The following is a 24,529-nucleotide window of genomic DNA, read 5'->3' on the forward strand; positions in this document are numbered from 1 at the left end:
CAAGCAGTCTATGAATAATTAAAAATGTAATTACAGCCAGCCCACCGAGGTTTCAAGGAGACTCCCCATGCCCCAGAGCAGCGCGCCCGACTACGCCGAGTTCTACCGCCGCTCGATCGACGAGCGCGATGCCTTCTGGGCCGAGCAAGCGCAGTTGATCGACTGGCAGCAGCCGCCGCAGCGCATTTGCAACTACGACCAGCCGCCCTTTGCCCAGTGGTTTGTCGGTGGCACGACCAATCTGTGCCACAACGCCGTCGATCGCCACCTGGCTGCGCGCGGGCAGCAAAACGCGCTGGTCGCAATCTCGACCGAAACCAACACCGAGCGCGCCTACAGCTTTACGGAGCTGCACCAGGAAGTGCAGCGCATGGCGGCAGCGCTGCAGGCGCTGGGCGTGCGCCAGGGTGATCGCGTGCTCATCTACATGCCCATGGTGGCCGAGGCGGCCTTTGCCATGCTTGCCTGCGCGCGCATCGGTGCGATTCATTCGGTGGTGTTTGGCGGCTTTGCCTCGGCCTCGCTGGCCACGCGCATCGACGACGCCGAGCCCGTGGTGGTGGTCAGTGCAGATGCGGGCTCGCGCGGTGGCAAGGTGGTGCCGTACAAACCGCTGCTCGACGAGGCCCTTGAGTTGTCGCGGCACAAGCCGGCGGCGGTGCTCATTGTGGACCGTGGCCTGGCACCAGCAGCCATGCGCGCCGGACGTGACCACGACTGGACGGCGCTGCGGGCCCAGCACTTGCAGGCCCAGGTGCCCTGCGTCTGGGTGGAGTCCAACCAGCCGAGCTACACCCTCTACACCAGTGGCACCACGGGCAAGCCCAAGGGCGTGCAGCGCGACACTGGCGGCTACGCTGTGGCGCTGGCGGCGAGCATGAAGCACATTTTTGACGCCAAGGTCGGCGAGGTGTATTTCAGTACCAGCGATATTGGCTGGGTGGTGGGGCACAGCTACATCATCTATGGCCCGTTGATCGCCGGCATGACCACCATCATGTACGAGGGCCTGCCGGTGCGCCCCGATGCCGGCGTGTGGTGGAGCATCGTCGAGAAATACCGCGTCACGCACATGTTCTCGGCGCCGACGGCGGTGCGGGTGCTGAAAAAACAAGACCCCGAATACCTGCACAAGCACGATATTTCCAGCCTCAAGGCACTGTGGCTCGCTGGTGAGCCCCTGGACGAGCCCACGGCCCGCTGGATCAGCGATGCGCTGCAAATTCCCATCATCGACAACTATTGGCAGACCGAGACCGGCTGGCCCATTCTCACGCTGTGCAACGGCGTGCAGGCGCAGACTTCGCGCTTTGGCAGCCCGGGCAAGGCGGTGTTTGGCTTTAATGTCAAACTCATCGACGAGGCCAGTGGCGAGGACTTGAGCACGCCGAACCAGAAGGGCGTGCTCGCCATCGAGGGCCCGCTGCCCCCCGGCTGTCTGCAAACGGTGTGGCGTGACGATGAGCGCTTTGTCGGCACCTACTGGAAGAGCATTCCCCAGCGCCTGGTGTACAGCACCTTCGACTGGGGGATCTGCGATGCCGATGGTTACTACTTCATCCTCGGGCGCACCGATGACGTCATCAACGTGGCCGGCCATCGCCTGGGCACGCGCGAGATCGAGGAATGCATTGCCAGCCATCCGCAGATTGCCGAGGTGGCGGTCGTTGGCGTGGCCGATGCGCTCAAGGGCCAGGTGGCGCTGGCCTTTGCCGTGGCGCGCACCAGCGCCCCGCTGGAAGACCCCCAGGCCCGAGCCCAGCTCGAAGCCCAGGTGCTGCAGGTGGTCGATAGCAAACTCGGCGCCGTAGCGCGGCCCGCGCGGGTGCATTTTGTCGGCCTGCTGCCCAAGACGCGCAGCGGCAAACTGCTGCGCCGCGCCCTGCAGGCCGTGGCCGAAGGGCGCGACCCGGGCGACCTCACCACCATGGAAGACCCCGCAGCCCTGGCCCAGGTGCGCAACCTGGTTGCGTGAGGGGGTAAAAACCGCACCATTCTGGTGCGGCAGCGAAAGGAGTGATGAGTGCGGAAATCACCCGTTCCAGGGCTGATCCGCTACTGCATGGGGCGTGTGTACCACGCCCCATAGGTTTTGTCGCCCTTCGGGGTAGCTGATGGCAAAGCGATTGCCCCCGGCACAGTAGTCCACAACCTGCCCCACCATGAGCTGGCCAGGGTTGACCGGGTTTTCGGTGAAGGTGCCAATTCCTGCAATGAGACCGTATTCACCAGGGCACAGCGGGCAGGAAAAATCAAAGTCAATCTGGCGCAGGCTGCCCACAGCATTGGCTGGAATGAAAACGCCTTCGCTGGCGGCATTGAAGTGCATCAGCTGGCGTCCGCTACTGTCTGTGATGCCCAGGGTGATGGAGAGTTTTTCGTCACACGCTTGCTGCACTTGGTATATCAGCCGCACCCGTACCTGGCTGCCAAACGGCAGGTGATCGGTTTCCTGATCGTTTTCATCGAGCAGCGCGATGTATTGCATCCGCACTTCGCCACTTCCAGTGCGCAGGGGCGCGATGCGCGCGGCAAAAGCCTGGTGCAGGGCTTGTTGCTGGTGTTGCGTGGGCGTGGTGGTTGATTCGGGGTTGCTGGCGTTCGGGGCCTTGCGCTGAAACCCAGCGGCTGCCATGCGCCGGAACACCTCGGCCTGGTAGGCTGCACCGACTTCGCGTGCGTCACCGGCGAGCCGCACTTTACCGTTGTCGAGCCACAGCCCCTGCTCACACAGCGAGCGGATGCCATCTGCCGAATGCGTGACATACAGAAAGGTCACGCCCTCGTCGAGCAAGGCTTTGATTTTGTGCAGGCATTTGTTTTGAAAATACGAATCGCCGACGCTCAGGGCCTCATCGACGATCAGAATGTCCGGTTGCGCATACACCGCGCAAGAAAATCCAAGGCGTACTGCCATGCCGCTGCTGTAGGTTTTGACCGGATGTTCTATCGCCTCGTGCAGCTCACTGAACCGAATGATGTCCGGCATGGCAGCCTCGATTTCATCCACCGACATCCCGTGCAACATGCAAAATTGGCGGATATTTTCACGCCCAGACAAATGAGGGTTGAAACCGGCGCCAAGCTCCAGCAAGGCTGATATGCGTCCCTGCACTTGCACGTTACCAGTGTTGGGTGTAAGTACGCCACAAATCAGTTTGAGTAAGGTACTCTTGCCGCTGCCATTTTCACCCAAGATGCCCAGACGACTGCCGGGCTTGAGCTGTAGAGAAACATTGTCGAGGGCCCTGGTTTCTCTGAAAAAATGTTCCCCGGGAGCAGCGAACAGCTCCCGAAGCCGCTGGCTTGGCTTGGTATAGCTGCGGTATATTTTACTAACACCTTGAATATCGATGATATTCAGTAGTGGCTCCTCTTTTACAGCATTCGGAGCGACAAAGGGTAAGGCTTCAGAGTACATCGGAAAAACCTGGTTTTAATTTTTTAAACAAGGCCATGCCAGCAGTGGTCAGGACGGCACCCAGCAGTAAGATGCCTGCCAAAGCTCCAAGCTGTAGCGGGGCTGTGCCAAAAAAAGCGTGACGTGATGTTTCCACTAAATAATAAAATGGATTCCAATCCATGACAATCGCTTGCAACCAGGGAGCACCATGTTCCTGCACCAGGGTTGCGGGATAGAGAATTGGTGTCAGCCAAAAAATGATATTCAAACATACCGGCACGATCTGGGCCAGATCCGGTATGTACACAGTCAATGCAGCCAAAGCATAGGCCAGGCCCAGTGCCAGCAACAGGCAAGCAAGCCAGACGAGCAGATAGGCCCCCGCCATGGGGCCAAAGGCAATGTGGTTGTATTGCATTAACCCCAGGGCCAGGGTCAGCACGATCGCCTGGCTCAGCAGGGCCGAGGCCAGTGGCACCAAGGGCAAAACCCAAAAAGGAAAGGCAATCTTGCTGATGAGATAGCGGTATTCGCCAACGATGCCTGTGCTGCGTCCGACAATTTCAGAAAAGAAAATCCAAAGGGAAAAAGGTATGAAATAGAATAAAACAAAAGGAATATTGCCGTAATATTGCCCCATGCGGTTGCTCATCAAGGTAGAAAAAACCACGGTATTGATGATGGCATAAATCAAGGGTACGCCAATCGCCCAAGCCGTACCGGCATACGAGCCCGCATAGCGGTTGATAAGATCCTGACGTGCTATGCGCCACGCAAGCAGCAGATGGCGCCATATGGAGTGACTTGGCATGGTGCTGTTTTGAGAGTTAAGTGGGCTTGCGCGCAATGATGACCTGGCTTTTTGGAATTAATGCATCCAGGGCTTTTTTGATGCGCGGGCCATCACGCATTTGCAGCATCAATTTCCAGGTGTGCTCCCAACTTTGCAGCAATGGATGTCGGGGGGCATTCAAATCATGGTCGCAAGTCCAGAAGAAAGCCCAGAAAATAGAAGAGAAAAAGCCATAATTTGTTGTTCTTTCAATCGATAAGCCACATTCCTGTACCAAGGTGGCAAAGGACTCAGGGGTAAAAATGCGAATATGGTTGGGTTTTTCAAAGTGAATGGAGGGTGCCAATTCCTTTTGAATTCCCTCGCTCGTGCTGTGGGGCACGGCCAGAAGATAAAGGGCGCCAGGTTTACCTACACGCACCAGCTCGCGTAAAAATTGGGCTGGATCATCCACATGTTCCAGCACCTCGGTGCTGATGATCTTGTCAAATTGAGCCTCGGCAAAGGGCAGGGGGTTGGCGTCGCTGGCCTGTGCATGGACGGCACGGGCTGGCGTTTGCAGTAGTTTTTGCTGTACGCCGCGCACCTTATCGGCGTCAATATCTACCAGGCTGACCTCGGCTCCTCGGTTGGCGCAAAAATGAATGCACAGGCCATCGCCACAGCCGACGTCCAGAACATGGTCCTGCGCCAGCACTGGAAAACCTTCGAGCAATTCTCCGCTGGTATCGTTGAACCAACCGCTCATGCGGGCATCCATAAAACCCACATCCTGCGCCAAATCCTCTACGGGCGTGGGTGGTGGAACAACGGCTGGGGCTTCCATGTTGGGGTTTGGTGGTAGGAATTTTTTGAAAAAAGCGCGCATATCAGGTGGAGCAGGATGGGTGTGCAATCGCCGCCGTCGTGCCAGAGGAGGTCGATGGGGGCTTGAATTTTTGTGCCAAAGCTGCGCCCCGGCGCCGGCATGGCATCTCGACGTAGCGATAGTTCAATTCACTCAGGAGCACGATCAGCGTGCCCGCCGTCAAGGTATAAGGCCAGAAAAATCCTGCGTCTGGCTGCTGCGCCGGCAGGAGCCGACTCCAGAGTTCGCGGGTCAGGAAATATGCCGGGACATGGATCAGATAAATGGCATAGGATCTCGACCCCAGCCATGCCATGGCCGGTCGTGCCCAGCGGGGCAAGAAAATATCTTGGTCATACGAAGCCCACCAGACCAGCAAGCCGCTACCCAGGGCAATCGCACCCAGGCGCCCACTGCCCAGCGCCAGGGCATCGGAGCCGATGAACCCCAGGAGGGCGAGGAGGCCCAGGAGCAGGGTGGTGGACAGGCCGGGCATCCCGGCCAGGCGAGCCGGTTGCCAGCGGGCATAACCGGGGTGGCAGCTGCCCAGGGCGAGCAAGACCCCGAGCATCAGCGCATCGCTGCGGAAAACCACCAGGGTGAATGAACGCACCTGTAACAATTGCCACAGAGTCAACGCCAGCAATACCCAAACCAGGCGCCGGCCACACAACCAGGCGAGCAAGGGCAGGGCAATATAGAACTGCTCTTCCAGCGACAAGCTCCAGTAAACGAAACTGGCGCCGTAAGGAGCTTGCATGAAGGTATGCAGAAAACGAACGTTGGCCACTTGCAAGACGCCAGCCACAGTGGCATCGATATTTGTTTTTACGTCGCCAAATGTCGCCGGATTTTGAAAAACAGCCGCTGCCAACAGTACCAGCAACAACCAAAGCCAGGCGGATGGGAGCAGGCGCCAGGCACGTCGTATCCAGAAAGCCCCGATAGTGCGCCAGATCATGGTATGGCTGCTGCAGCTGCCCAGCTGCGGCAACAGGCTACGGGCAATCACAAAGCCGGAAATGGCAAAGAAAATATCGACCCCTATCCAACCACCAAAATAATGGTTCCAGCTCTCCAGAATGACTGGTTTCCAGGTAAAAAGATTATCACTGGCATGGTGCAGGCACACGGCCAGAACGGCAAAGCCGCGCAGAATCTCAATATCCTTGATTGGAGCTTGTGCCATGGTAGTAGCCCTGGGGCTTGCGTGCGATGATGATTTGGCTTTTTGGCAGGGCGGCGTCCAAAGCCTGGCGCATGGGTGCGGCCTCGGGTAGGCTGATCAGGCGTGACCAGACCGATGTGAAGTCATCCAGCAAGGGGAAATAAGGCGGCTTGGTGCAGTCGTGGGCTACGGGTTCAGGGGCATTGGCTGCAGCCTTGGCGCATACCCAATACATGCACATCCATAAATTCCAGAAAAAACCATAGCTGGTATGCTCGATGATCTCCAGCCCGGCATTGCGCACCATTTGCGATAATTTTTCCTTTTCGAAAATATGAATGTGATTGGGTTTTTGAAAATATGATTCAGGGGCAAATGGTATTTGCAGGCGTTCAGCCGTAGCATCGGGCACAGAAATAAGATACAACGCACCAGGCTGGCCAATGCGCGCTAGCTCGAGCAATAAACCATCCGGATCATCGACATGCTCGAGCATCTCCATGGAAATAATCCGGCTGGCATAGTGGGTTGGCAAGGGCAGGGGGGCACAGTCCGTCACCAACCCTTGGTGCGCGCGCGCCGGCGTGTCTTGTACGCGTTGCGTCAATTGCTCGATATTGTGGGGGTCGATATCGCAAAAAACTACATGGGCACCACGCCGGGCGCAAAACAGGGTGGCGCCGCCGGCACCGCAGCCGACATCGACCACCACATCGTCGGCAGTAACGGCAAAGCCGCGAAAAAGCTCGTTGCTGTCATTTTGATACCAGCCGGCCTGGACGGCATCGACCAAGCCTACGTTACGGACGTCGGCAAAATCAGCGTGTGCAGCTTTGTGCTCCCATTGCTCACGGCTCGGCATTTGAAGCCAGGGGGGGATCATGCAGTGGCTCCTGAGAAAATATGTTGCAGCAGTTGGCGCAGTTTGTTTTCTGCAACCTCCAGGCTGCAATGGGTACGCATTTTTTCGATTGCTTGGTGTGCCAGCTGCTGGTATTGATGGGGTTGCTGGCGGTAGCAGTCGTAGGCCGCCTGGTACGCGCGGCAGAGGGAGGAAAAATCAATGTCCTGGCGTAGCGTTCGATAAGCGACCCGGGGGTCATGGGGCCAGGTGGTGGCATCCGCCCAGCTGCCAACGACAAAACCGATAGAGTCATCCATGTAGTCCTCCAGCGCTGAATGGCAGGGGGCGACGGCAGGCTTGCCGCAGGATAGGTATTCCATCAATGGCAGGCATTGGCCTTCGCCGTAAGATGCATTGACGATGAAATGGCTGGTTTGCAACAGATTGAAATATGCTGCATCGCCCAAGTAGCCGTGGAGCAGGACAATGCGGCACTGGAATGCTTCCAGGCGCGGTAAAACCATCAGAATGCCCTGAATGGCCTCTTCATAGTCGTAATGCCCAAGTTTGAACACCAGGGTGGCAGAGGCATTGTTTTTGAAAATAGTGCAAAACGCCATCAACATGTCCACCCAATTTTTCCTGCCGTCACGCGGATTGAACAGGCTGGTAAAGACAACACCATCGAGTTCCAGGCGGTGGCGGCCCGGCTCCCAGGGATTTGTTGCTACGGCCCAGCGATCGAGTCGTGTCCGTAGGTACTCTGGGCAGAGCGGGGCCCACACTTGCTGGTACCAGGAGACGGCATATTGCTGGTGAATGGCACCGGCTGATGGCGCAGCACGACGGTAGCCTTTGTTTTCGTCAATCGGAATTTGGCCCCGGGCCTCGGCCACGGCCCGTTCAATGTCGTCCATGGTCGGCAGCCATGCGGACATGTGGGGGGCACGGGTGTCGAAAACCACGCCTTTGTCGATCTCGATGGTGAGAGGATTGGCTGCGGATTCCAGTCGTTGACGATATTTTTCCAGCCGATTCCACAAGGGTGCAGGTATGGCACTGACCGGAAAATCGGTACCCATCATCTGGCGGACGACAGCGGCACTTTGTTCTGAATGAACGATGGCGCCTGCACATTGGGCCAGGCACCAGCGCCAATCTTGTTCTGGTCGATCTTCCCACCAGGTTTCATCGGGCATGGAGCTGAATTCCCACGCAAATACCGGCAGGGTTGGGCATTGCAACCCCAGGCAGGTGAGGTGCGGAGGGGAAAAACTTAGAAAAACGCAATCTTCACCCCGGTGGCGACAAGCCTGGTAGAGGGGATCGACCTCTTGTGCTGGATCGTTCACAGTGATGACACTGCCCATGCGCTGGAGCAGTGGCATGAATTCACGTAATACGAAAAAATAGCTGTATTCCGGCGCACCAAAATTCTGCACCACCGTTTCGGCGTTCATGGCCGAATACACTAGGAACATCATGCGTGCACCTCGGTGGTAGGGGTGGTGTTGGGCACCAGGGCAGAAAAAAATGTGGCCAAATCCTGGCTGACTACTTGGATATTGGAAAAATCACGCATTTTTTCCCACGCACGCTGTGACATTTGTTGGTAAATGTCAGGTTCATTGCGTGCCATGGCATAGCAGCGTCGGTATCCTTCCATCAGGGATTGCCAGTGGATGCGGTGGCGTTGCGTGCGCATCAGGCCCGAAGGATCATGCGACCAGCAGGCCAATTCTGGTGAGGATTCAATGACGACGGCGATATCTTCGTCGATATAGTCACTCATGGCACTGTGGCGGGGGGCCAGCGCTGGTTTACCGCTGGCAAGAAACTCCATCAATGGAAGGCACAGGCCTTCACCGTTTGAGGCGTTAACGTAAAAATCACAAACCTGTACCAATTCACGGTATTTTTCATCATCGAGAAAACCATGCAATACCAGGACGCGGCATTGGAACGGGGCCAGGCGTGACAACAGGGTCAACAAGAAAATACGGTACGACTCTAGATCGTGGTGCGTCATTTTTAGGATGAGGGTGGCATCCTGGGTATCTCGAAAGGCCCAGCAAAAGGCAGTGACGATTTCCTTCCAATTTTTGCGTCCATCACTGGGGTTGAAGACGCTGCAAAAAACGACACCATCCAGGTCAAAATGGAAATCCTGCACCGGTGCCAAACCAATCGGGCTCGGGGCTGGCTGCACGCCCAAAGGTTCTGGCTTGCGCTTGTGTTGCCGGCTGCGTAGCAGGGCTTGTTGCCAGGCACAGGCAATTTTCCAGGAACGTTGCCAGGAATTTGGGGTTGTTTTTTTTGGGGGGGTGCGCGGTGGCGCTGGTGGATGGCGTTCCCAGTGTTGCACCAAGCCGTTGGCAGACAGCCCCAGCAGGGGGCTGTCGATGGCATGACCGCTGAATGAAAAGCTGCGCGTTGTAGCATCAGTTGGCCGTAATACGTCCGCTTGGTGCAAATCCCGAAACCGGCTCCAGACGGGGGCCGGTATGGCTGTGACCGGATAGTCGGGGCCGAGGGCCTGGCGCACGGCCTGGACTGATTCCTGGCTGCAGGCAATGGCCCCGGCCATGTGCCTGAGCGCGTAGCGCCAATCATTACGCGGCTCATCGTTCCACGGCTGGTCTGGAATGTTGTAAAACTCCCAGGCAAAGAGGCAGACCGTAGGGCACTGCAAATGCAATGGGGTTTGGTGCGGTGGGCTGACGCTAAGAAAAAAAACAGTTTGTCCGGATTTGCGATATTTTTGGTACAGCGGATCGACGGCGTTGGTGTTTTCAACCAATACCACTTCAGCAATATTTTTTAGTGCTGGTAAAAATTCGTTGAGTAAGAAAAAATAACTATATTCTGATTTCCCTAAGGATGATTGGATGGTTTGATGCGTGATTTTTGAGCAGGTGATGAGAATCATGTTGTTCATTGGTGCCCTGGGCCCACCCCGTCAGGCTGGAACAGTGGGGCCCGTGGGATGGGCTTGTCGGTGCAAATCACGGTAGGCACGGGACATCATTTGCCCCATGCGATCGGCGGTAAACAATTGTTGGTAGCGCTCAGCAGCCGCAATGCCCATGCGTTGTGCCAGAGCGTCATCATGCCAAAGCGTATCCATTGCGGCCTGCAGGGCCGATGCATCTCTGGGTGGAACAACGAAGCCGGTATGTGCGTGGCTGTTGATATAGGTGGTGCCGGTACCAATTTCACTCGATATCATCGGCTTGCCAAACATGGCGCCTTCGAGCAGGGAAATGCCAAAGGCTTCAGAGCGTAAATGCGAAGGAAAAACCACCGCCCGGCACAATTGCAGCAATGCAATCTTATCGCCATCCGGCAGTGGGCCAAGGAAATGAACGTTGCTCAGCTGGAGCTCATTGCATTGCTGGCGTAACTTTTTTTCCATCGGTCCCTGGCCAACGATAACGACCGGGTAGTTCCTGTTTTTACACGCCTCCAGCAGAATGTGCAGTCCCTTGTAATAACGCATGACGCCGACAAAAAGGAAAAATCCCTGCGGATAGCGGCTGTGCCAGTGTTGCAGTGCTTCCTGGCTGGCTTCGGGGTAGCTGTTGCGATCGAGGCCGTAGGGGATAATGCGTGTTTTGTGCTGGTAACGGTGCAAAATTTTGCTGCTGGCCAGGTAGTTCGGGGATGCCGCTACGATCATGTCTGCCGCCGTGAGGAAACGGTGCATCAATGGCTGGTAGAGTTGCAACAACGTTTTTTGGCGCACAATATCCGAGTGATAGCTAATAATGCTGGGTTTTTTTATATTTGCAGCAAAATGCAACAAATCCATGAAGGGCCATGGAAAATGGTAGTGGATGATGTCGCACTGCTCTGCCAGGCGGCGAAATTTATAAAATACCCGGTGGGAAAATCCAGTCGAAGCAATGTTCAGATTTTCTTGTGAGCGATGTACCCAGTGCGATCCAATGGGCAGGTGCCGGGGGCTTGGATTGGGACTCAGGGTCAGAACTTCGCTGTCGATCCCATGAATTTTGCAGCTTTGGCAAATTTGAAAAATGGCCTGCTCTACCCCACCCATGGTGTCGGGATAGTATGTTTTGTACAAGTGCAAAACTCGCATTACATGCTCTCTGCCTGGCGGTAGCCGGCCGCAGTGATTTGGGCGCAGTGCGCCCAGCTGAAATGGCGTGCACGCTCCAGTCCCATTGTTGCCAAGCGATGTTGCAAGGGGGCGTCTTCGGCAATGGTTTCTAATGCATGGCGGCAGGCATCGACGTCGTCGGGCTCAACGTACAAGACGGCTTCTGCTGCCACTTCCGGAATGGCGCCACGGCGGCAGGTGATGACGGGGGTGGCACTGGCCATGGCTTCGAGCACGGGCAGGCCAAATCCTTCGTAGCGCGAGGGAAAGAGCAGGGCGCAGGCGCCGGCCAGCAGCGCAGCCACGGTGTTGTCGTCCTGGTAGCCGAGCGCACGCACCTGGCCGCTGGCGACGGCTTGCTCCAACGGACGTGACCATTCGGCCTGCCCCCAGCCGCGCAGCCCCACCAGCAGCAGAGGGTAGGTTTGCCGCATGGCAGGTGGTAGCCGTAAATAGGCGTTGAGGGCCAGCAGTGTGTTTTTTCGGGGTTCGAGTGTGCCGAGGCAAAGAAAATAGCGCCGCATGTGCAACTGCAGCCGCTGCAGTTGGGGGCGTAATACTGCTGCACTGCGGGGGTGAAAGCGTGCGCTGCAGCCCAGGGGGGCGACACGTATTTTGTTGGCTGCGATGGCGTAATGCTGGCGCGCCTCTTGGGCAATGAAAGTAGAATCTGTGAAGATGAGAATCGATTGTGCCAAAGCCTTGGGTAGGCGACGTTCAATTTCCCGTAGCCGTTCGCGGGGTTGCGTTTGTGGATAATGCACGTGAGTCAAGTCGTGCAGGGTCATGAGCGTGGCGCCATCAAAATCCATAGGCCAGAGACTGGGTTCATGATAAACCGTAGGCTTTAGTTTTTTGACACCATTTTGAAAGCGTTGTTGCAGCAAAAAACGGCGCATAGCATATGCGCCTGGCAAGTGTTTTCTCAATATTGGCACTATACTTTGTTTGGCGTTTTGCGCAGGTTGCGAAAAATCCTGGCGCCAGCGCCAACCGTCGAATAAATTGAGGGTAATGTCCTGCTCTGCTTGCAATGCCTGGACCAGTTGCATGGCATATTCTCCAATGCCCGTGCGTGGTTGGCGCAGAATGCTGGTATTAAATGCGACATTCATCGTGCAGCCAGGGGGAGGAAAGTGCAGGGGCTGCGGTGGTTGATGCGGTGAGATTCTGCTGTATTTTATCGATCAGTTGCTGTGAGGCCTGTTGCCAATTTATCCATTGCCAGTCTGTCAGGGATCGGGGGGCAGGAAATTTTCCAGATTCTTCAAACTGGCGAATAAGGCGTGCCAATGTTTCCGGCTGTTCCAGGTCAAAATACACCATGCTGTCGCCGCCAATTTCCCGGAATACGGGAATGTCGCTCGCCATGGCTGGCAAGCCGCGCTGCATGGCTTCCACCAGGGGCAAGCCAAAGCCTTCAACATAGGAGGGGAATACCAGAGAACGTGCGTGGGTGTAGCAGTGTTCCAACTCCCGGTCGTTGAGGTCGTTGAACATGAACAACTTCTTTTGGAACTGGGGATGCTGCCGTATGCGTTCGATCAATTGCTCAGTTTTCCAGCCTATTTTGCCGACAAAGCACAGGCACGCCTCGCTGTCCTCTGTCCAAACGTGTTCGAAGGCATCGAGCAAGTAGGCATGATTTTTACGCGGCTCGATGGTGCTCACCATCAGATAAACCGGGGCCTGCTTGCACATTTTGCGCACATCGCGTCGCACGACGATGTCGGGGTTGGCCTGGTCGAGATCGCTGCCGAGGTGAAAGTAGTCAAACCACCGTGCGGCGGCAGGCCCTGGCCCTAGGCGCAGGGCGACTTCGGTGCGCACTTGTTGTTCGATGGTATGCGAAATGGCCATGAAACCGTTAGCGGTTTGACTGATCCAGGAAAACCATTGATCGAAGACGCGCACCAGGCCATCGTCGCAAAATTGTGGGTGCGTCAGGGGAATCAGGTCGTATATCACTGAAATAATGTGCACACCTTTTTTCTTCAGTCGTTCGGCAACCGAGAAAAAATCAGCGTGCCATGATGAATCAAGTAATACCAAGACATCACCCGCCTGGCAATTCATCTCGGTAATGTGGAATTTATCGACGTACCGTAGGGAAATAAAGGAAAGTATTTTTTGGGGTATGGAAATCCCGAATCCCAGGGTGCGACAAATTCCGGTGAGGACTGCTCTGAGTACCGGGGATTGGTAAAAAACGCCGCTGCGTTCACGTCGGGCACGGTAATTCCAGATGCGGTTGCGCAGGCGGCCCAGGCGGTCATGCTGTACGGAGAGCCAGTTTTGCAGACGTGTCCGTACCGTGCTGGGGCGCAGTGGACGCAGTTGGTTGATGCGATAAACCTTGTTGTTCTGCATTACGACTGGTATGCATTCGACATCTGTTTTTACACCAGGTAAATGATTGATGACGTTGCGCACGACGCGCTGAATACCTGAATTGTCTTGTGGATGTTCGTAAACGTAGGTGCATTCGATCAGCAAACGCATAATTTTATTTCAGCAAGTAATACGACCGTATTGGTCATCAAAGCGCACAATGTCGTCTTCGCCTAAATATTCACCGCTTTGCACCTCGATGATGACGAGGTCGATGACACCGGGGTTTTCCAGACGGTGGCGGTGGCCTGCGGGAATGAAAGTGGATTCATTGGTGCTGACCAAGCGTGGTTCTGGGCATCCATTGACGATGCGGGCCATACCCTGCACCACCACCCAGTGCTCGCTGCGGTGATGGTGCATCTGCAGCGACAGTGAGGCTCCGGGCTTGACCTTGATGCGCTTGATTTTGAAGCGCGGCCCTTCTTCAAGCACTGTGTAGCTGCCCCAGGGACGGGTGACGGTGCGGTGCAGGCGGTAGGCTTCGTGCTGGCTGTTTTTAAGGCGTTTAGCAACTTCGCGCACATCTTGTGCCCGGTCGGCGTGGGCGACGAGCAGGGCATCGGCAGTATCGACAATCACCAGGTTGTCCACGCCCACGGTGGCTACCAGCCGGTGTTCGGCTTGAATGTAGGTGTGGTGCGTGTCCACCAGCACGGCCTCTCCTTGAACCCGGTTGTGGGCTGCGTCACTGGGGAGGAGCTGCGCCAGTGCCGTCCAGGAGCCGATGTCGCTCCAATCGAAGCGAGCGGGGATCAGGGCGACCTGCTGCGAGCGTTCCATCACGGCGTAGTCGATGGAAATATCCGGCAGCTTTTCAAACGATGGGGAATGAAGCTCTTGTGTCCAGGTGCCACCATGGCTCGATTCCGGACTGTGCTGCATACAAGTCAGTGCTTGGGTCAGGATCTCTGGGGCGTGGAGCTGCATTTGCGCCAGCAGCGTGCTGACACTGAAGCAAAACATGCCTGAATTCCATAAAAAACGTCCGCTGTCAAGGTATTGCTGGGCCGTTGCTGCGTCGGGCTTTTCGACAAACCGCCGTACCTGACGACCGCCTTGTTCATCTAGGTTCGCGCCCGCTTCAATGTAGCCAAAACCAGTTTCAGGGCCTGTGGGTTGGATGCCGTAGGTCACCAGATACCCATGCTGGGCCAGTTGTGTGGCGTGCGCTGTGGCTTGTTCAAATGCTGTCAGATCGGAAATCAAATGATCGGCAGCCATGACGACCAGAATAGCGTCATCGCCATGCCGGGCCTGTACGGCCAAGGCGGCGCAGGCAATGGCAGCGGCGGTGTTACGGCCCACCGGTTCGAGCAGGAAGTAGGGCTGATACTGTGCGCCCAGGTGGGCTTCCTGGAAATGGTCGCGGCTGGCAAAGAAATGCTCGCGGTTCGTGACCGTCAGAATGTCGCCCCCATCGGGCAGCAAGGCGGCGGCGCGCTGGTAGGTTTTGAGCAGCAGGGATTGGCCGTCGGGCAGGCGCAAGAAAGGTTTGGGATAGCCCTCGCGCGACACTGGCCACAGGCGCGTGCCGGCGCCGCCGGAGAGGATGACAGGGACGAGCGTGGCCATTACAGCTCCTTGCGCACCCGGCGCATATCGGCATCGACCATCATCGTGATCAGTTGCACCAGGTCGGTCGTCGGCCGCCAGCCCAGCTGGCGCGCTGCCTTGGCCGGGTTGCCCAGCAGCACGTCCACTTCGGCCGGGCGAAAGAATGCCGGGTCGATGACGACGTAGTCCTGGTAGTTCAGTCCCACGTGCTCGAACGCCAGCTGGCACATGTCGCGCACGGTGGTGGTGGTACCGGTGGCGACGACGTAATCATCGGCGCGCTCTTGTTGCAGCATCAACCACATGGCCTGCACATAGTCGCCGGCAAAGCCCCAGTCGCGCTTGGCGTCGATGTTGCCCAGGCGCAGCTCTTTTTGCAGCCCGTGCTTGATGCGGGCGACGGCGTCGGTCACCTTGCGGGTGACGAATTCGATGCCGCGCAGGGGCGATTCGTGGTTGAACAAAATGCCGCTGGAGGCGTGCAACTGGAAGCTTTCGCGGTAGTTGACGGTGATCCAGTGGCCGTAGAGTTTGGCCACGCCGTAGGGGCTGCGTGGGTAGAACGGCGTGTTTTCATCCTGGCGCTCGGCCTGGATGAGGCCGAACATCTCGCTCGTCGAGGCCTGGTAGAACCGGGTTTCGGGCGCAAACTGACGAATCGCTTCGAGCAGATGCGTCACGCCCAGGCCATCGACGATGCCGGTGGTCACGGGCTGGTTCCAGGACGCGCCGACAAAGCTTTGCGCCCCCAGGTTGTAAACCTCATGCGGCGCCGCCTTGGTGACGGCGCGCTGGATGGAGCAGGCGTCGGCCAAATCGCCGTCGAGGTAGTGAATGTCTTTCTCGATGCCGAGCTCGCGCAGGCGCCAGTGGGTGTCGGAGCTGCGGCGTGCCGTCAGTCCATAGACTTGGTAGCCTTTTTGCAGCAGTAGCTGGGCCAGGTACGCGCCGTCTTGGCCGGTTACACCGGTAATCAGAGCATTTTTCTGCATGGTTCTATCACTCTCTCTCTTGCCAATCATGGAAAACAGCATGCAAGGTGGTACGCAGGTCATGGCGGGGCTGCCAGCCGGTGTGCGCTTGCAATTTGTGGTTGTTGCCGACAACGCGGCGTTGTTCGGCACGGCGCAGACGTTGTGCATCTTGCTCCAAGCGAACTTCCAGGTCGGCCTGTAGAGCCATGTGGGTAATCAGGTCGCGCACAAGGCGCTCGTGGCCGGAGCAGACGTTGTAGATTTCCCCGGCCTGCCCCTGGGCGAGCAGGGCAAAGTAGGCGGCAATGACGTCGTCCACGGCGAGAAAGTCGCGCGTCACGTCCACGTCACCGACCTGCAGCACCGGTGCCTGTCGGCCCTGGCGAATCTGCTGCAGCTGCTGCGCCATGTTGGAGAGCACAAAGCTCGCCGCCTGGCCGGTGCCGATGTGGTTGAAGGGCCGCGCCACCAGCACGCGCCAGCCGGGCTCGGTCAGCCCCCATTGCAGGCACAGCAGCTCGGCTGCGACTTTGCTCACGGCGTAGGGGTTGCGCGGCTGGGGCGCCAGGGTTTCGCTGATGGGCAAGTGCTCCGGCGCCACCTGGCCGTAGACGTCGCCGGAGCTGACGTACAAGAACGTGCCGGCAAAGCCGTGCCGCTTGAGCGCCTTCAGCAGGTGCAGGGTGCCCAGCAGGTTGACCTGCAGCGTGTGCTCAGGATCGTTGAAGGCGGCGGGAACGAAGGTTTGCCCGGCCAGGTGAATGACGGCATCAATGCCGCCGTCTGGCTGCTGCTGCAACCAGGCGTCCAGGCTGGATGGCTGCAGCAGGTCGTGGGCCTGGTGTGCGATCAGGTTCCAGCCAGGGTATTGGCCGGCAGCCAGGGCGGCTTGGAGATGGTGACCGACGAACCCGTTTTGCCCGGTAACTAGCAGCCGGCGCACAGGCCTGCTCCCACGGGGGTGATCAGGGGCGGGCGATGGTATGAAATGCGGTGCGGGAGCAAGCGGGGCACAGTATGAGTCTCCTGGGGACGGTGTGATGGCTTTGTTTTTATTCTCGAAACAGACAGGTTTGTAAGTTTCGGGTTAGGCGCATTCTTGGCACCGCCCAGGAGGGCGTCAAGCGGGTTTTTGCCTGGGGAGAAAGTCTTTCGATGTGGCTCTCTAAAGATGGAACGCGCTGGTTTGTAACCAGCGCCACACATCAATCGTGTCCCTGCACCAGTTTGATGACGCTGGAAAAATCTTCGCCGCCATGCCCGGCCAGGCTGTGCGCGGCGTACAGCGCACGCGCCAGGCCGCCCAGCGGGGTGCTGGCGCGGGTGGCCAGGGCGCTTTCCTGCGCCAGGCCCAGGTCTTTGAGCATCAAATCGGTACCAAAGCCGCCGCTGTAGCCTTTGCTGGCGGGGGCGTTTTCGTGCACGCCGGGGTAGGGGTTGTATTTTTCAAGGGCCCAGTTGCCGCCGGAGCTGCGGCGCATGATTTCGGCCAGCACCTGGGGGTCGAGGCCATGGGCCACGCCCAGGGCCATGGCTTCGCTGGTGCCGATCATGAGGATGGCGAGCAGCATGTTGTTGCAAATTTTCGCCGTTTGCCCAGCGCCGACTTCGCCCGCGTGGAAGATATTGGCCCCCATTTTCTCCAGCACCGGGCGGGCGCGCTCCAGGTTGGGGGCGCTGGCGCCCACCATAAAGGTCAGCGTGCCAGCGACGGCGCCGCCCACGCCACCGGAGACGGGGGCGTCGATGAAGGCAATGCCGGCGGCCTGCGCCGCCTGTGCCACTTTCTGGCTGCTGGCGGCGGCGATGGTGGAGCTGTCGATCACCAGCGCCCCGGCGCCGATGTGGGCGAGCAGGCCCGGCTGTCCGCCCCGGCCGAGGTACAGCGCCTCGACGTGGGCGCTGGCGGGCAACATGCTGATGACCACCTCGGCGCCGGCGACGGCGGCCTGCGCGCTGGCGGCCATCTCCAGGCCCTGGGCTTGCAGGGCGGCGCAGCTGTCGGGGTTGAGGTCGAACGCCTGCACGGCCAGGCCGGCTTTGTGCAGGTTCAGGGCCATGGGGCCGCCCATGTGGCCCAGTCCGATGAATGCGATGCGCATGGATGTCTCCTCGGGTGGTGGTTGTGAATGTTTTTGGCTGCTAACGCTTGTCTAGCAAGCGCGAGCAGCTATTAAAAAAAGAGCAAAAAGAGAGCGGAAAGAGAGTAAAAAGAGCCGATAGAGGCCGCTTAGCGGATGGCGTCGGGCGCGTCGCCGTCCAACATGCGCCGGGCGATGATGACGCGCATGATCTCGTTCGTGCCCTCCAGGATCTGGTGCACGCGCGCGTCACGCAGCAGGCGCTCCACGGGGTAGTCGCGGATGTAGCCGTAGCCGCCGTGCAGCTGCAGCGCGTCGTTGACGATGGCAAAGCCGGCGTCGGTGGCAAAGCGCTTGGCCATGGCGCAGTAGGTGGTGGCGTCGGGCGCACCGGCGTCGAGCTTGGCGGCGGCCAGGCGCACCATTTGGCGCGCAGCGACCAGCTCGGTCGCCATGTCGGCCAGCTTGAACTGCAGCGCCTGGAAGCTCGCTATCGGCTTGCCGAACTGCTTGCGCTCGTGCATATAGCGCTGGGCGTGGGTGAGTGCCCCTTGTGCGGCACCCACCGAGCAGGTGGCGATGTTGATGCGCCCGCCATCGAGCCCCTTCATCGCCATCTTGAAGCCATCGCCTTCCTGGCCGAGCAGGTTCTCGGCGGGCACGCGCACGCCGTCAAAGCTGATCTGGCGCGTGGGCTGGCTGTTCCAGCCCATTTTTTGCTCTTTCTTGCCGTAGATGATGCCCGGCAGCTGCGCCGGCACGGCCAGGGCGCTGACGCCGGCTGCCCCGGGGCCGCCGGTGCGCGCCATGACCACCAGCAGATCGGTGCTGCCCGCGCCGCTGATGAAGGCTTTGCCGCCGTGCAGCACGTATTCGTCGCCGACGCGCTCGGCGCGTGTCTGCAGCGAGGCCGCGTCCGAGCCGCTGCCGGGCTCGGTCAGGCAGTAGCTGGCAAGTTTCTGGCCGCTGGTCAGCGGCTCGCCCCAGGCGGCGCGCAGCGCCGGTTGGCCCCAGGTGCCGACCATCCAGGTCGCCATGTTGTGGATGGTGAAAAACGCCGCCGTCGAGGGATCGACCGCCGCCAGCTCCTCGAACACCAAGGTGGCGTCCAGGCGCGGCAGCGCCAGGCCGCCAATCTCCTCGGGCGCGTACAGGCCGCAAAAGCCCAGGGCGCCGCCCTTGGCAAAGACTTCCACGGGAAAAATGCCTTCCTCGTCCCAGCGGGCGGCATGTGGCGCCAGCTCCGCCTGCGCAAAGGCGCGTGCCGTGTCGGCAAAGGCGCGCTGGTCAGCGTTCAGTTCAAAGTCCATGGAAATGCTCCTTACTATTATTTTTATAGCTGCTGGCGCTTGCTGTATAAGCGCTGGCAGCTATTTTTAGTCTTATTGACCCTCACTTCAGGCTGATGGTGGTGTTCACCCCGTGGTGCAGCGTGCTGTCGTCAAACCAGCGCGCCGTCACGGTCTTGGTCTGGGTGTAGAACAGCACCACCTGCTTGCCGTACGGCCCCAGGTCGCCGAGCTTGGAGGCGCGGCTGCCACTGAAGGAGAACAGCGGCACGGGCACGGGCACGGGCACGTTGATGCCCACCTGGCCGACGTCGATGTCCTCCTGGAACATGCGCGCCGCCGCGCCGCTTTGCGTGAAGATGGCCGTGCCGTTGCCGTTGGGGTTGGCGTTGATGAAGTCAATCGCCTGCTCCAGGTCGTCGGCGCCCACCAGGCACAGCACGGGGCCGAAAATCTCTTGCTCGTAGATCGCCATGCCGGGCTTGACGCCGCTGAAAATCGTCGGGCCGACGAAGTTGCCCTGCTCAAAACCGGCCACCTGCGGCTTGCGGCCATCGAGTTCGAGGCTGGCGCCTTGCTCCACGCCCTTGGCGATCAGGCCCTCGACGCGCTCGCGTGCGGCGCAGGAGATCACCGGCCCCACGTCCGCCCCCGGCGTGGTACCGGCCGAGACCTTGAGCGACTGGGCCTTGGCGACAAAATCGGGAATCCACTTTTGCGCCTCGCCCACCAGCACCGCCACCGAAATCGCCATGCAGCGCTGGCCGGCAGCGCCGAACGAGGCCCCCACCAGCGCGTTGAGCGACTGCTCCTTGTTCGCATCGGGCATGACGATGGCGTGGTTCTTCGCCCCCATCATGCACTGCACGCGCTTACCGGCAAGGCTGGCGCGGTTGTACACATGGGTGCCCACGCGGGTGGAGCCGACGAAGGAAATCGCCTTGATGTCCTTGTGATCGCAGATGGCGTTGACCACGTCCTCACCACCGTGCACGACGTTGAGCACGCCCGGCGGAATGCCCGCTTCGAGCGCCAACGCGCACAGGCGCATGGTCACCAGCGGGTCCTGCTCGGAGGGCTTCAAGACAAAGGTGTTGCCGGTGGCAATCGCCATGGGGAACATCCACAGCGGGATCATGGCCGGGAAGTTGAACGGCGTGATGCCGGCGCACACGCCCAGCGGCTGCATCACGGTGTAGGTATCGACGCCGTTGGCCACGTTGTTCGCCAGTTCGCCCAGCTGCAGGTTGCCGATGGCAGCGGCGTGCTCCACCACCTCCAGGCCCCGGAACACGTCGCCCTCGGCGTCGGGCAGGGTCTTGCCCTGCTCGGCCGTCAGGAGGGCGGCCAGCTCCTTCATGTTCTCGCGGATGAGCTGCTGGAGCTTCAAGAAGATGCGTGCACGCGTGCCAATCGGCGTCTTGCGCCAGGTTTTGAACGCCGCCTGGGCGCTGGCCACGGCGGCGTTGACCTCGTCGGGCGTGGCAAAAGGCACGCGCGCGAGCACCTCCTGCGTGGCCGGGTTGACCACGTCGCGCCATTGCGTGGTGCGGGATTCAACCCATTCGCCGTTGATCAGCAGCTTGACGGTAGGAAGCGGGGTGCCCATGGTGAGTGTCTCCTGAGAAGGTAGGGGGAAAATTTCTGCGCCCATGGTAGGTGTGCGAAATTGCCGATGCAATAGCTAAACTCGCAACTTACCTTGGCAAATTTGCACACCAAGGCGATCTATCCAACTGCATACACGAGGAGGCCCATGGACTGGGACAACCTGCGCTACTTTCTGGAGCTGGCGCGCACCCGCACCCTGGCCGGGGCGGCGCGGCGCCTGGGGGTGGAGCACAGCACGGTGGCGCGGCGCATCCAGGCGCTCGAGCGCGAGCTGGGGGCGCCGCTGTTTGCACGCGAGACCGACGGCCACCGCCTGAGCGAGACCGGGCGTGCGCTGCTGCCCGCCGCCCAGGCCATGGAGGCCGCCTGGCTGGCCGCGCCGCAGCTGGCGCCGCGCCGCAGCGACGGCCCCTCGGGCCTGGTGCGCGTGGGCGCAACCGAAGGCTTTGGCACCCTGGTGCTGGCGCCGCACCTGGCGCGCCTGACGCAGCGCCACCCGCACCTGTCGATCGACCTGCTGGCCCTGCCGCGCCTGCTGCAGCTGTCGCGGCGCGAGGCCGACATCGTGCTCTCGCTCGAACGCCCGCAGCGCGGCAGCGTGATCGTCACGCGCCTGGCCGACTACCAGCTCTACCTCTACGGCGAGCGCCAGTACCTGGCGCGCCGCCCGCTGGTCACGCGCCGCGAAGACCTGCGCCAGCACGATTTCATCAGCTACGTGGACGACCTGCTGTTCACCAAGGAGCTGCAGTTCATCGCCCAGCTGTGCCCGCCCGAGCGCTTTGCCCTGCGCAGCACCAGCGTCACGGCGCAGTACGAGGCCGTGCGCGCCGGCGCCGGGCTTGCGGTGCTACCTGCCTTTCTGGCCGACCGCGACCCTACCTTGGCCCGGGTGCTACCCGCAGAGGCCCGCTTTACCCGTACCTTCTGGATGAGCATGGCCGCCGAGGCTAAACATCAGGCGCCAGTGCAAGCCGTCTGGGCCTTTTTGAAAGAGGTGGTGCAGCACGAGGTGCAACGCTTATCCCCAGGGTAACTACGGAGACGGAGCAACCGGGTTATCCCTTATGCGGGGTGCGCATTGGTTTATGCTCGTGGGCTTTCACCCTGCGTCCGCCGCTTATGACCCCCAAGGCCCCCACCTCGACTGCGCCCACTGCCGGCCATGACGACCTGCAGCGCAACCTGACCAACCGCCACATCCAGCTGATCGCCATTGGCGGCGCCATTGGCACCGGCCTGTTCATGGGCTCGGGCAAGACCATCAGCCTGGCGGGGCCCTCCATCGTCTTCGTGTACGCCATCATCGGCGTGATGGTGTTCTTCGTCATGCGCGCCATGGGCGAGCTGCTGCTGTCGAACCTGCAATACCGCTCGTTCATCGACTTTGCGGCCGACCTGCTCGGCCCCTGGGCCGGCTTCGTTACCGGCTGGACGTACTGGTTCTGCTGGATCATCACCGGCATTGCGGATGTGATCGCGATCTCGGCCTACGCCCAGTTCTGGGCCCCGAACCTGCCGCAGTGGGCGCCGGCGCTGGCCTGCGTCGGCCTGCTGCTGGGGCTGAACCTGCTCACCGTCAAGCTCTTTGGCGAGATTGAATTTTGGTTCGCGCTCATCAAGATCGTCGCCATCGTCAGCCTGGTGGGCATGGGCATCTACATGGTCAGCACCGGCTTTACCGCCCCCAACGGGCAGCGCGCCAGCCTGGCCCACCTGTGGAACGACGGCGGCATGTTCCCGCATGGCGCCATGGGCTTTTTTGCCGGCTTCCAGATTGCGGTGTTCGCCTTCGTCGGCATCGAGCTGGTGGGCACCACGGCGGCCGAGGCCAAGGACCCCGAGCGCACCCTGCCGCGCGCCATCAACTCGATTCCGCTGCGCATCATCATTTTTTACGTCTGCGCCCTGGTTGCCATCATGGCCGTGACGCCCTGGCGCGAGGTCGTGCCGGCCAAGAGCCCGTTCGTCGAACTGTTCGTGCTTGCCGGCCTGCCGGCGGCGGCCGGGGTCATCAACTTCGTCGTCCTGACCTCGGCGGCCTCGTCGGCCAACAGCGGCGTGTTCTCTACCAGCCGGATGCTCTACGGCCTGGCGCTCAAGGGCGATGCGCCGCAGTGGTTCCACCAGCTCTCGCGCGCCAGCGTGCCCTCGCGCGGCCTGGTTTTTTCCTGCACCTGCTTGCTGCTGGGCGCGTTCCTGATGTGGGTCATTCCCGATCTGGTCGAAGCCTTCACCCTGGTGACCACGGTCTCGGCCATCCTGTTCATGGTCGTGTGGTCGCTGATTTTGCTGTCCTATATCGCCTACCGCCGCCAGCGCCCGCAGCTGCACACGGCCTCGATCTACAAAATGCCCGGCGGCGTCGCCATGTGCTGGGCCTGCCTGGCGTTCTTTGCCGCCATCCTGGTGCTGCTGACCTTCGAGGCCGACACGCGCCAGGCACTCATTGCCACCCCGGTCTGGTTCGTGCTGCTGGCCCTGGGCTGGCGCGTGCGGCGCCGCCAGCGTGCCGCACAGGCAGCGGCCCAAGGCACGGCCCTGGGCCAGGCTTGATGATGGGGAGCGGCGCGGGCGCCGGTCAGCGGTAGCGCTGCTCCAGCGCATCCCAGCCGGGCTTGCCCACCAGGCGCTGGCGCTCGGCAAACGACGCCACCAGGCCGCTGCCCTCGGTCAGTTGCTGGGTTTCGCGCAGCGTGGTCAGCGCCTGTTGCATCCCCAGCACCGCGCCTTGCAGCGCAGCGTTGGCGTAGAGCACGATGCCAAAGCCGAGCGCGCCCAGCTCCTGCGCGCTGAACAGGGGCGTTTTGCCGCCAATCACCATGTTCATCAATTGCGGCGTCTGCAGCCGTTGGGGTAGCTGGCGCACTTCTTCGGCCTGCGTCACGGCCTCGACGAACAAAATATCCGCCCCCGCCTCGGCAAATTTTTGCGCGCGCTCCACGGCGGCCTCAAAACCGTGCGTGGCGGCGGCGTCGGTGCGCGCCAGGATGAGCAAATCGCTGTCCTGCCGGGCATCGACGGCGGCCTTGATTTTGTCCACCGCTTCCTCGGTCGAAATCACGTCCTTGCCGTTGAAATGCCCGCAGCGCTTGGGCGCCACCTGGTCTTCGAGCTGAATGCAGTCGGCCCCGGCACGCTCCAAGGTGCGCACCGTGTGATAGACGTTGAGCGCGTTGCCAAAGCCGGTGTCGGCGTCCACGATCAGCGGCAGCCCCACCGCATCGCGGATGCGCGCCGTGTGCTCGGTGATCTCGTGCAGGCCCATGAAGCCCTGGTCGGGCATACCGAACCACATATTGGTCACGCCCGCGCCGGTGATGTAGAGGGCCTCAAAGCCCAGGTCTTGCACGATGCGGGCCGAGAGCGCGTTGAACGCGCCGGGCACGAGCAGGCCACTGCGCGCCTGCACGAGTTGCTTGAGTTGCTGTTTGGTGTTCATGGTTGT

General features: G+C 60.1%; 20 protein-coding genes. 3 read left to right on the top strand and 17 right to left on the bottom strand.

Annotation, left to right across the window (positions count from 1 at the left end; all coding sequences use genetic code 11):
• The first annotated feature begins 67 nt into the window (after positions 1 to 67).
• Positions 68 to 1,975 (top strand): propionate--CoA ligase, encoded by a 1,908-nt coding sequence (locus G7045_RS05910; RefSeq protein WP_166158640.1) that lies wholly within the window; start codon positions 68 to 70, stop codon positions 1,973 to 1,975.
• Positions 1,976 to 2,032: 57 nt separating this feature from the next.
• On the opposite strand, the gene G7045_RS05915 is transcribed toward G7045_RS05910, so the two are convergent.
• The 16 genes from G7045_RS05915 to G7045_RS05990 form a co-directional block, all read right to left on the bottom strand.
• Positions 2,033 to 3,421, bottom strand: a complete 1,389-nt coding sequence (locus G7045_RS05915; protein ID WP_166158643.1) for an ABC transporter ATP-binding protein — start codon at positions 3,419 to 3,421, stop codon at positions 2,033 to 2,035.
• Positions 3,411 to 4,214, bottom strand: a complete 804-nt coding sequence (locus G7045_RS05920) for an ABC transporter permease (protein WP_166158646.1) — start codon at positions 4,212 to 4,214, stop codon at positions 3,411 to 3,413. The genes G7045_RS05915 and G7045_RS05920 overlap by 11 nt, the downstream gene beginning before the upstream one ends.
• A gap of 16 nt (positions 4,215 to 4,230) precedes the next feature.
• Positions 4,231 to 5,064 carry a bifunctional 2-polyprenyl-6-hydroxyphenol methylase/3-demethylubiquinol 3-O-methyltransferase UbiG gene (locus tag G7045_RS05925; protein WP_166158649.1) on the bottom strand — a complete coding sequence of 278 codons (834 nt, stop codon included), beginning with the start codon at positions 5,062 to 5,064 and terminating at the stop codon, positions 4,231 to 4,233.
• 1 nt (position 5,065) lies between these two features.
• Positions 5,066 to 6,232, bottom strand: coding sequence for an acyltransferase (locus G7045_RS05930; RefSeq protein WP_166158652.1), 1,167 nt, complete (start codon positions 6,230 to 6,232; stop codon positions 5,066 to 5,068).
• The gene (locus tag G7045_RS05935; protein WP_205737211.1) at positions 6,204 to 7,094 is read right to left on the bottom strand and encodes a bifunctional 2-polyprenyl-6-hydroxyphenol methylase/3-demethylubiquinol 3-O-methyltransferase UbiG; all 891 of its coding nucleotides are present in this window, start codon (positions 7,092 to 7,094) and stop codon (positions 6,204 to 6,206) included. The genes G7045_RS05930 and G7045_RS05935 overlap by 29 nt, the downstream gene beginning before the upstream one ends.
• Positions 7,091 to 8,515, bottom strand: coding sequence for a glycosyltransferase (locus G7045_RS05940; RefSeq protein ID WP_205737212.1), 1,425 nt, complete (start codon positions 8,513 to 8,515; stop codon positions 7,091 to 7,093). Before G7045_RS05940 ends, G7045_RS05935 begins: the two co-directional genes overlap by 4 nt.
• A gap of 20 nt (positions 8,516 to 8,535) precedes the next feature.
• Complete coding sequence (locus G7045_RS05945) at positions 8,536 to 9,984, bottom strand: glycosyltransferase (RefSeq protein WP_166158658.1); 1,449 nt, start codon at positions 9,982 to 9,984, stop codon at positions 8,536 to 8,538.
• 30 nt (positions 9,985 to 10,014) lie between these two features.
• Positions 10,015 to 11,157, bottom strand: coding sequence for a glycosyltransferase family 4 protein (locus G7045_RS05950; protein ID WP_166158661.1), 1,143 nt, complete (start codon positions 11,155 to 11,157; stop codon positions 10,015 to 10,017).
• A complete protein-coding gene (locus G7045_RS05955; RefSeq protein WP_166158664.1) occupies positions 11,157 to 12,293 on the bottom strand; it encodes a glycosyltransferase family 1 protein in 1,137 nt (378 codons plus the stop codon). Before G7045_RS05955 ends, G7045_RS05950 begins: the two co-directional genes overlap by 1 nt.
• Positions 12,277 to 13,680, bottom strand: coding sequence for a glycosyltransferase family 1 protein (locus tag G7045_RS05960; RefSeq protein ID WP_205737213.1), 1,404 nt, complete (start codon positions 13,678 to 13,680; stop codon positions 12,277 to 12,279). Before G7045_RS05960 ends, G7045_RS05955 begins: the two co-directional genes overlap by 17 nt.
• A 9-nt stretch (positions 13,681 to 13,689) precedes the next feature.
• Positions 13,690 to 15,144 (bottom strand): mannose-1-phosphate guanylyltransferase/mannose-6-phosphate isomerase, encoded by a 1,455-nt coding sequence (locus G7045_RS05965; RefSeq protein WP_166158667.1) that lies wholly within the window; start codon positions 15,142 to 15,144, stop codon positions 13,690 to 13,692.
• Positions 15,144 to 16,118: a GDP-mannose 4,6-dehydratase gene (locus tag G7045_RS05970; protein ID WP_166158670.1), complete on the bottom strand. Its 975-nt coding sequence runs from the start codon at positions 16,116 to 16,118 to the stop codon at positions 15,144 to 15,146. The genes G7045_RS05965 and G7045_RS05970 overlap by 1 nt, the downstream gene beginning before the upstream one ends.
• 7 nt (positions 16,119 to 16,125) lie before the next feature.
• Positions 16,126 to 17,043: an NAD(P)-dependent oxidoreductase gene (locus tag G7045_RS05975; protein WP_166158673.1), complete on the bottom strand. Its 918-nt coding sequence runs from the start codon at positions 17,041 to 17,043 to the stop codon at positions 16,126 to 16,128.
• A gap of 262 nt (positions 17,044 to 17,305) precedes the next feature.
• The gene (gene mmsB / locus G7045_RS05980; RefSeq protein WP_166158676.1) at positions 17,306 to 18,202 is read right to left on the bottom strand and encodes a 3-hydroxyisobutyrate dehydrogenase; all 897 of its coding nucleotides are present in this window, start codon (positions 18,200 to 18,202) and stop codon (positions 17,306 to 17,308) included.
• A gap of 128 nt (positions 18,203 to 18,330) precedes the next feature.
• A complete protein-coding gene (locus G7045_RS05985; protein ID WP_166158679.1) occupies positions 18,331 to 19,491 on the bottom strand; it encodes an acyl-CoA dehydrogenase family protein in 1,161 nt (386 codons plus the stop codon).
• Positions 19,492 to 19,573: 82 nt separating this feature from the next.
• Complete coding sequence (locus G7045_RS05990) at positions 19,574 to 21,079, bottom strand: CoA-acylating methylmalonate-semialdehyde dehydrogenase (RefSeq protein WP_166158682.1); 1,506 nt, start codon at positions 21,077 to 21,079, stop codon at positions 19,574 to 19,576.
• Between the two features lie 147 nt (positions 21,080 to 21,226).
• On the opposite strand from G7045_RS05990, the gene G7045_RS05995 reads away from it, so the two are divergent.
• Positions 21,227 to 22,117: a LysR family transcriptional regulator gene (locus G7045_RS05995; protein ID WP_166158685.1), complete on the top strand. Its 891-nt coding sequence runs from the start codon at positions 21,227 to 21,229 to the stop codon at positions 22,115 to 22,117.
• 86 nt (positions 22,118 to 22,203) lie between these two features.
• Positions 22,204 to 23,637 carry a D-serine/D-alanine/glycine transporter gene (cycA, locus tag G7045_RS06000; RefSeq protein WP_166158688.1) on the top strand — a complete coding sequence of 478 codons (1,434 nt, stop codon included), beginning with the start codon at positions 22,204 to 22,206 and terminating at the stop codon, positions 23,635 to 23,637.
• 25 nt (positions 23,638 to 23,662) lie between these two features.
• Here cycA and G7045_RS06005 read toward each other — a convergent pair whose 3' ends face one another.
• Complete coding sequence (locus G7045_RS06005; protein WP_166158690.1) at positions 23,663 to 24,523, bottom strand: oxaloacetate decarboxylase; 861 nt, start codon at positions 24,521 to 24,523, stop codon at positions 23,663 to 23,665.
• Between the last annotated feature and the right edge of the window lie 6 nt (positions 24,524 to 24,529).

The sequence above is a fragment of the Acidovorax sp. HDW3 genome (assembly GCF_011303755.1).
In the GTDB taxonomy this organism is placed as follows: domain Bacteria; phylum Pseudomonadota; class Gammaproteobacteria; order Burkholderiales; family Burkholderiaceae_C; genus Paenacidovorax.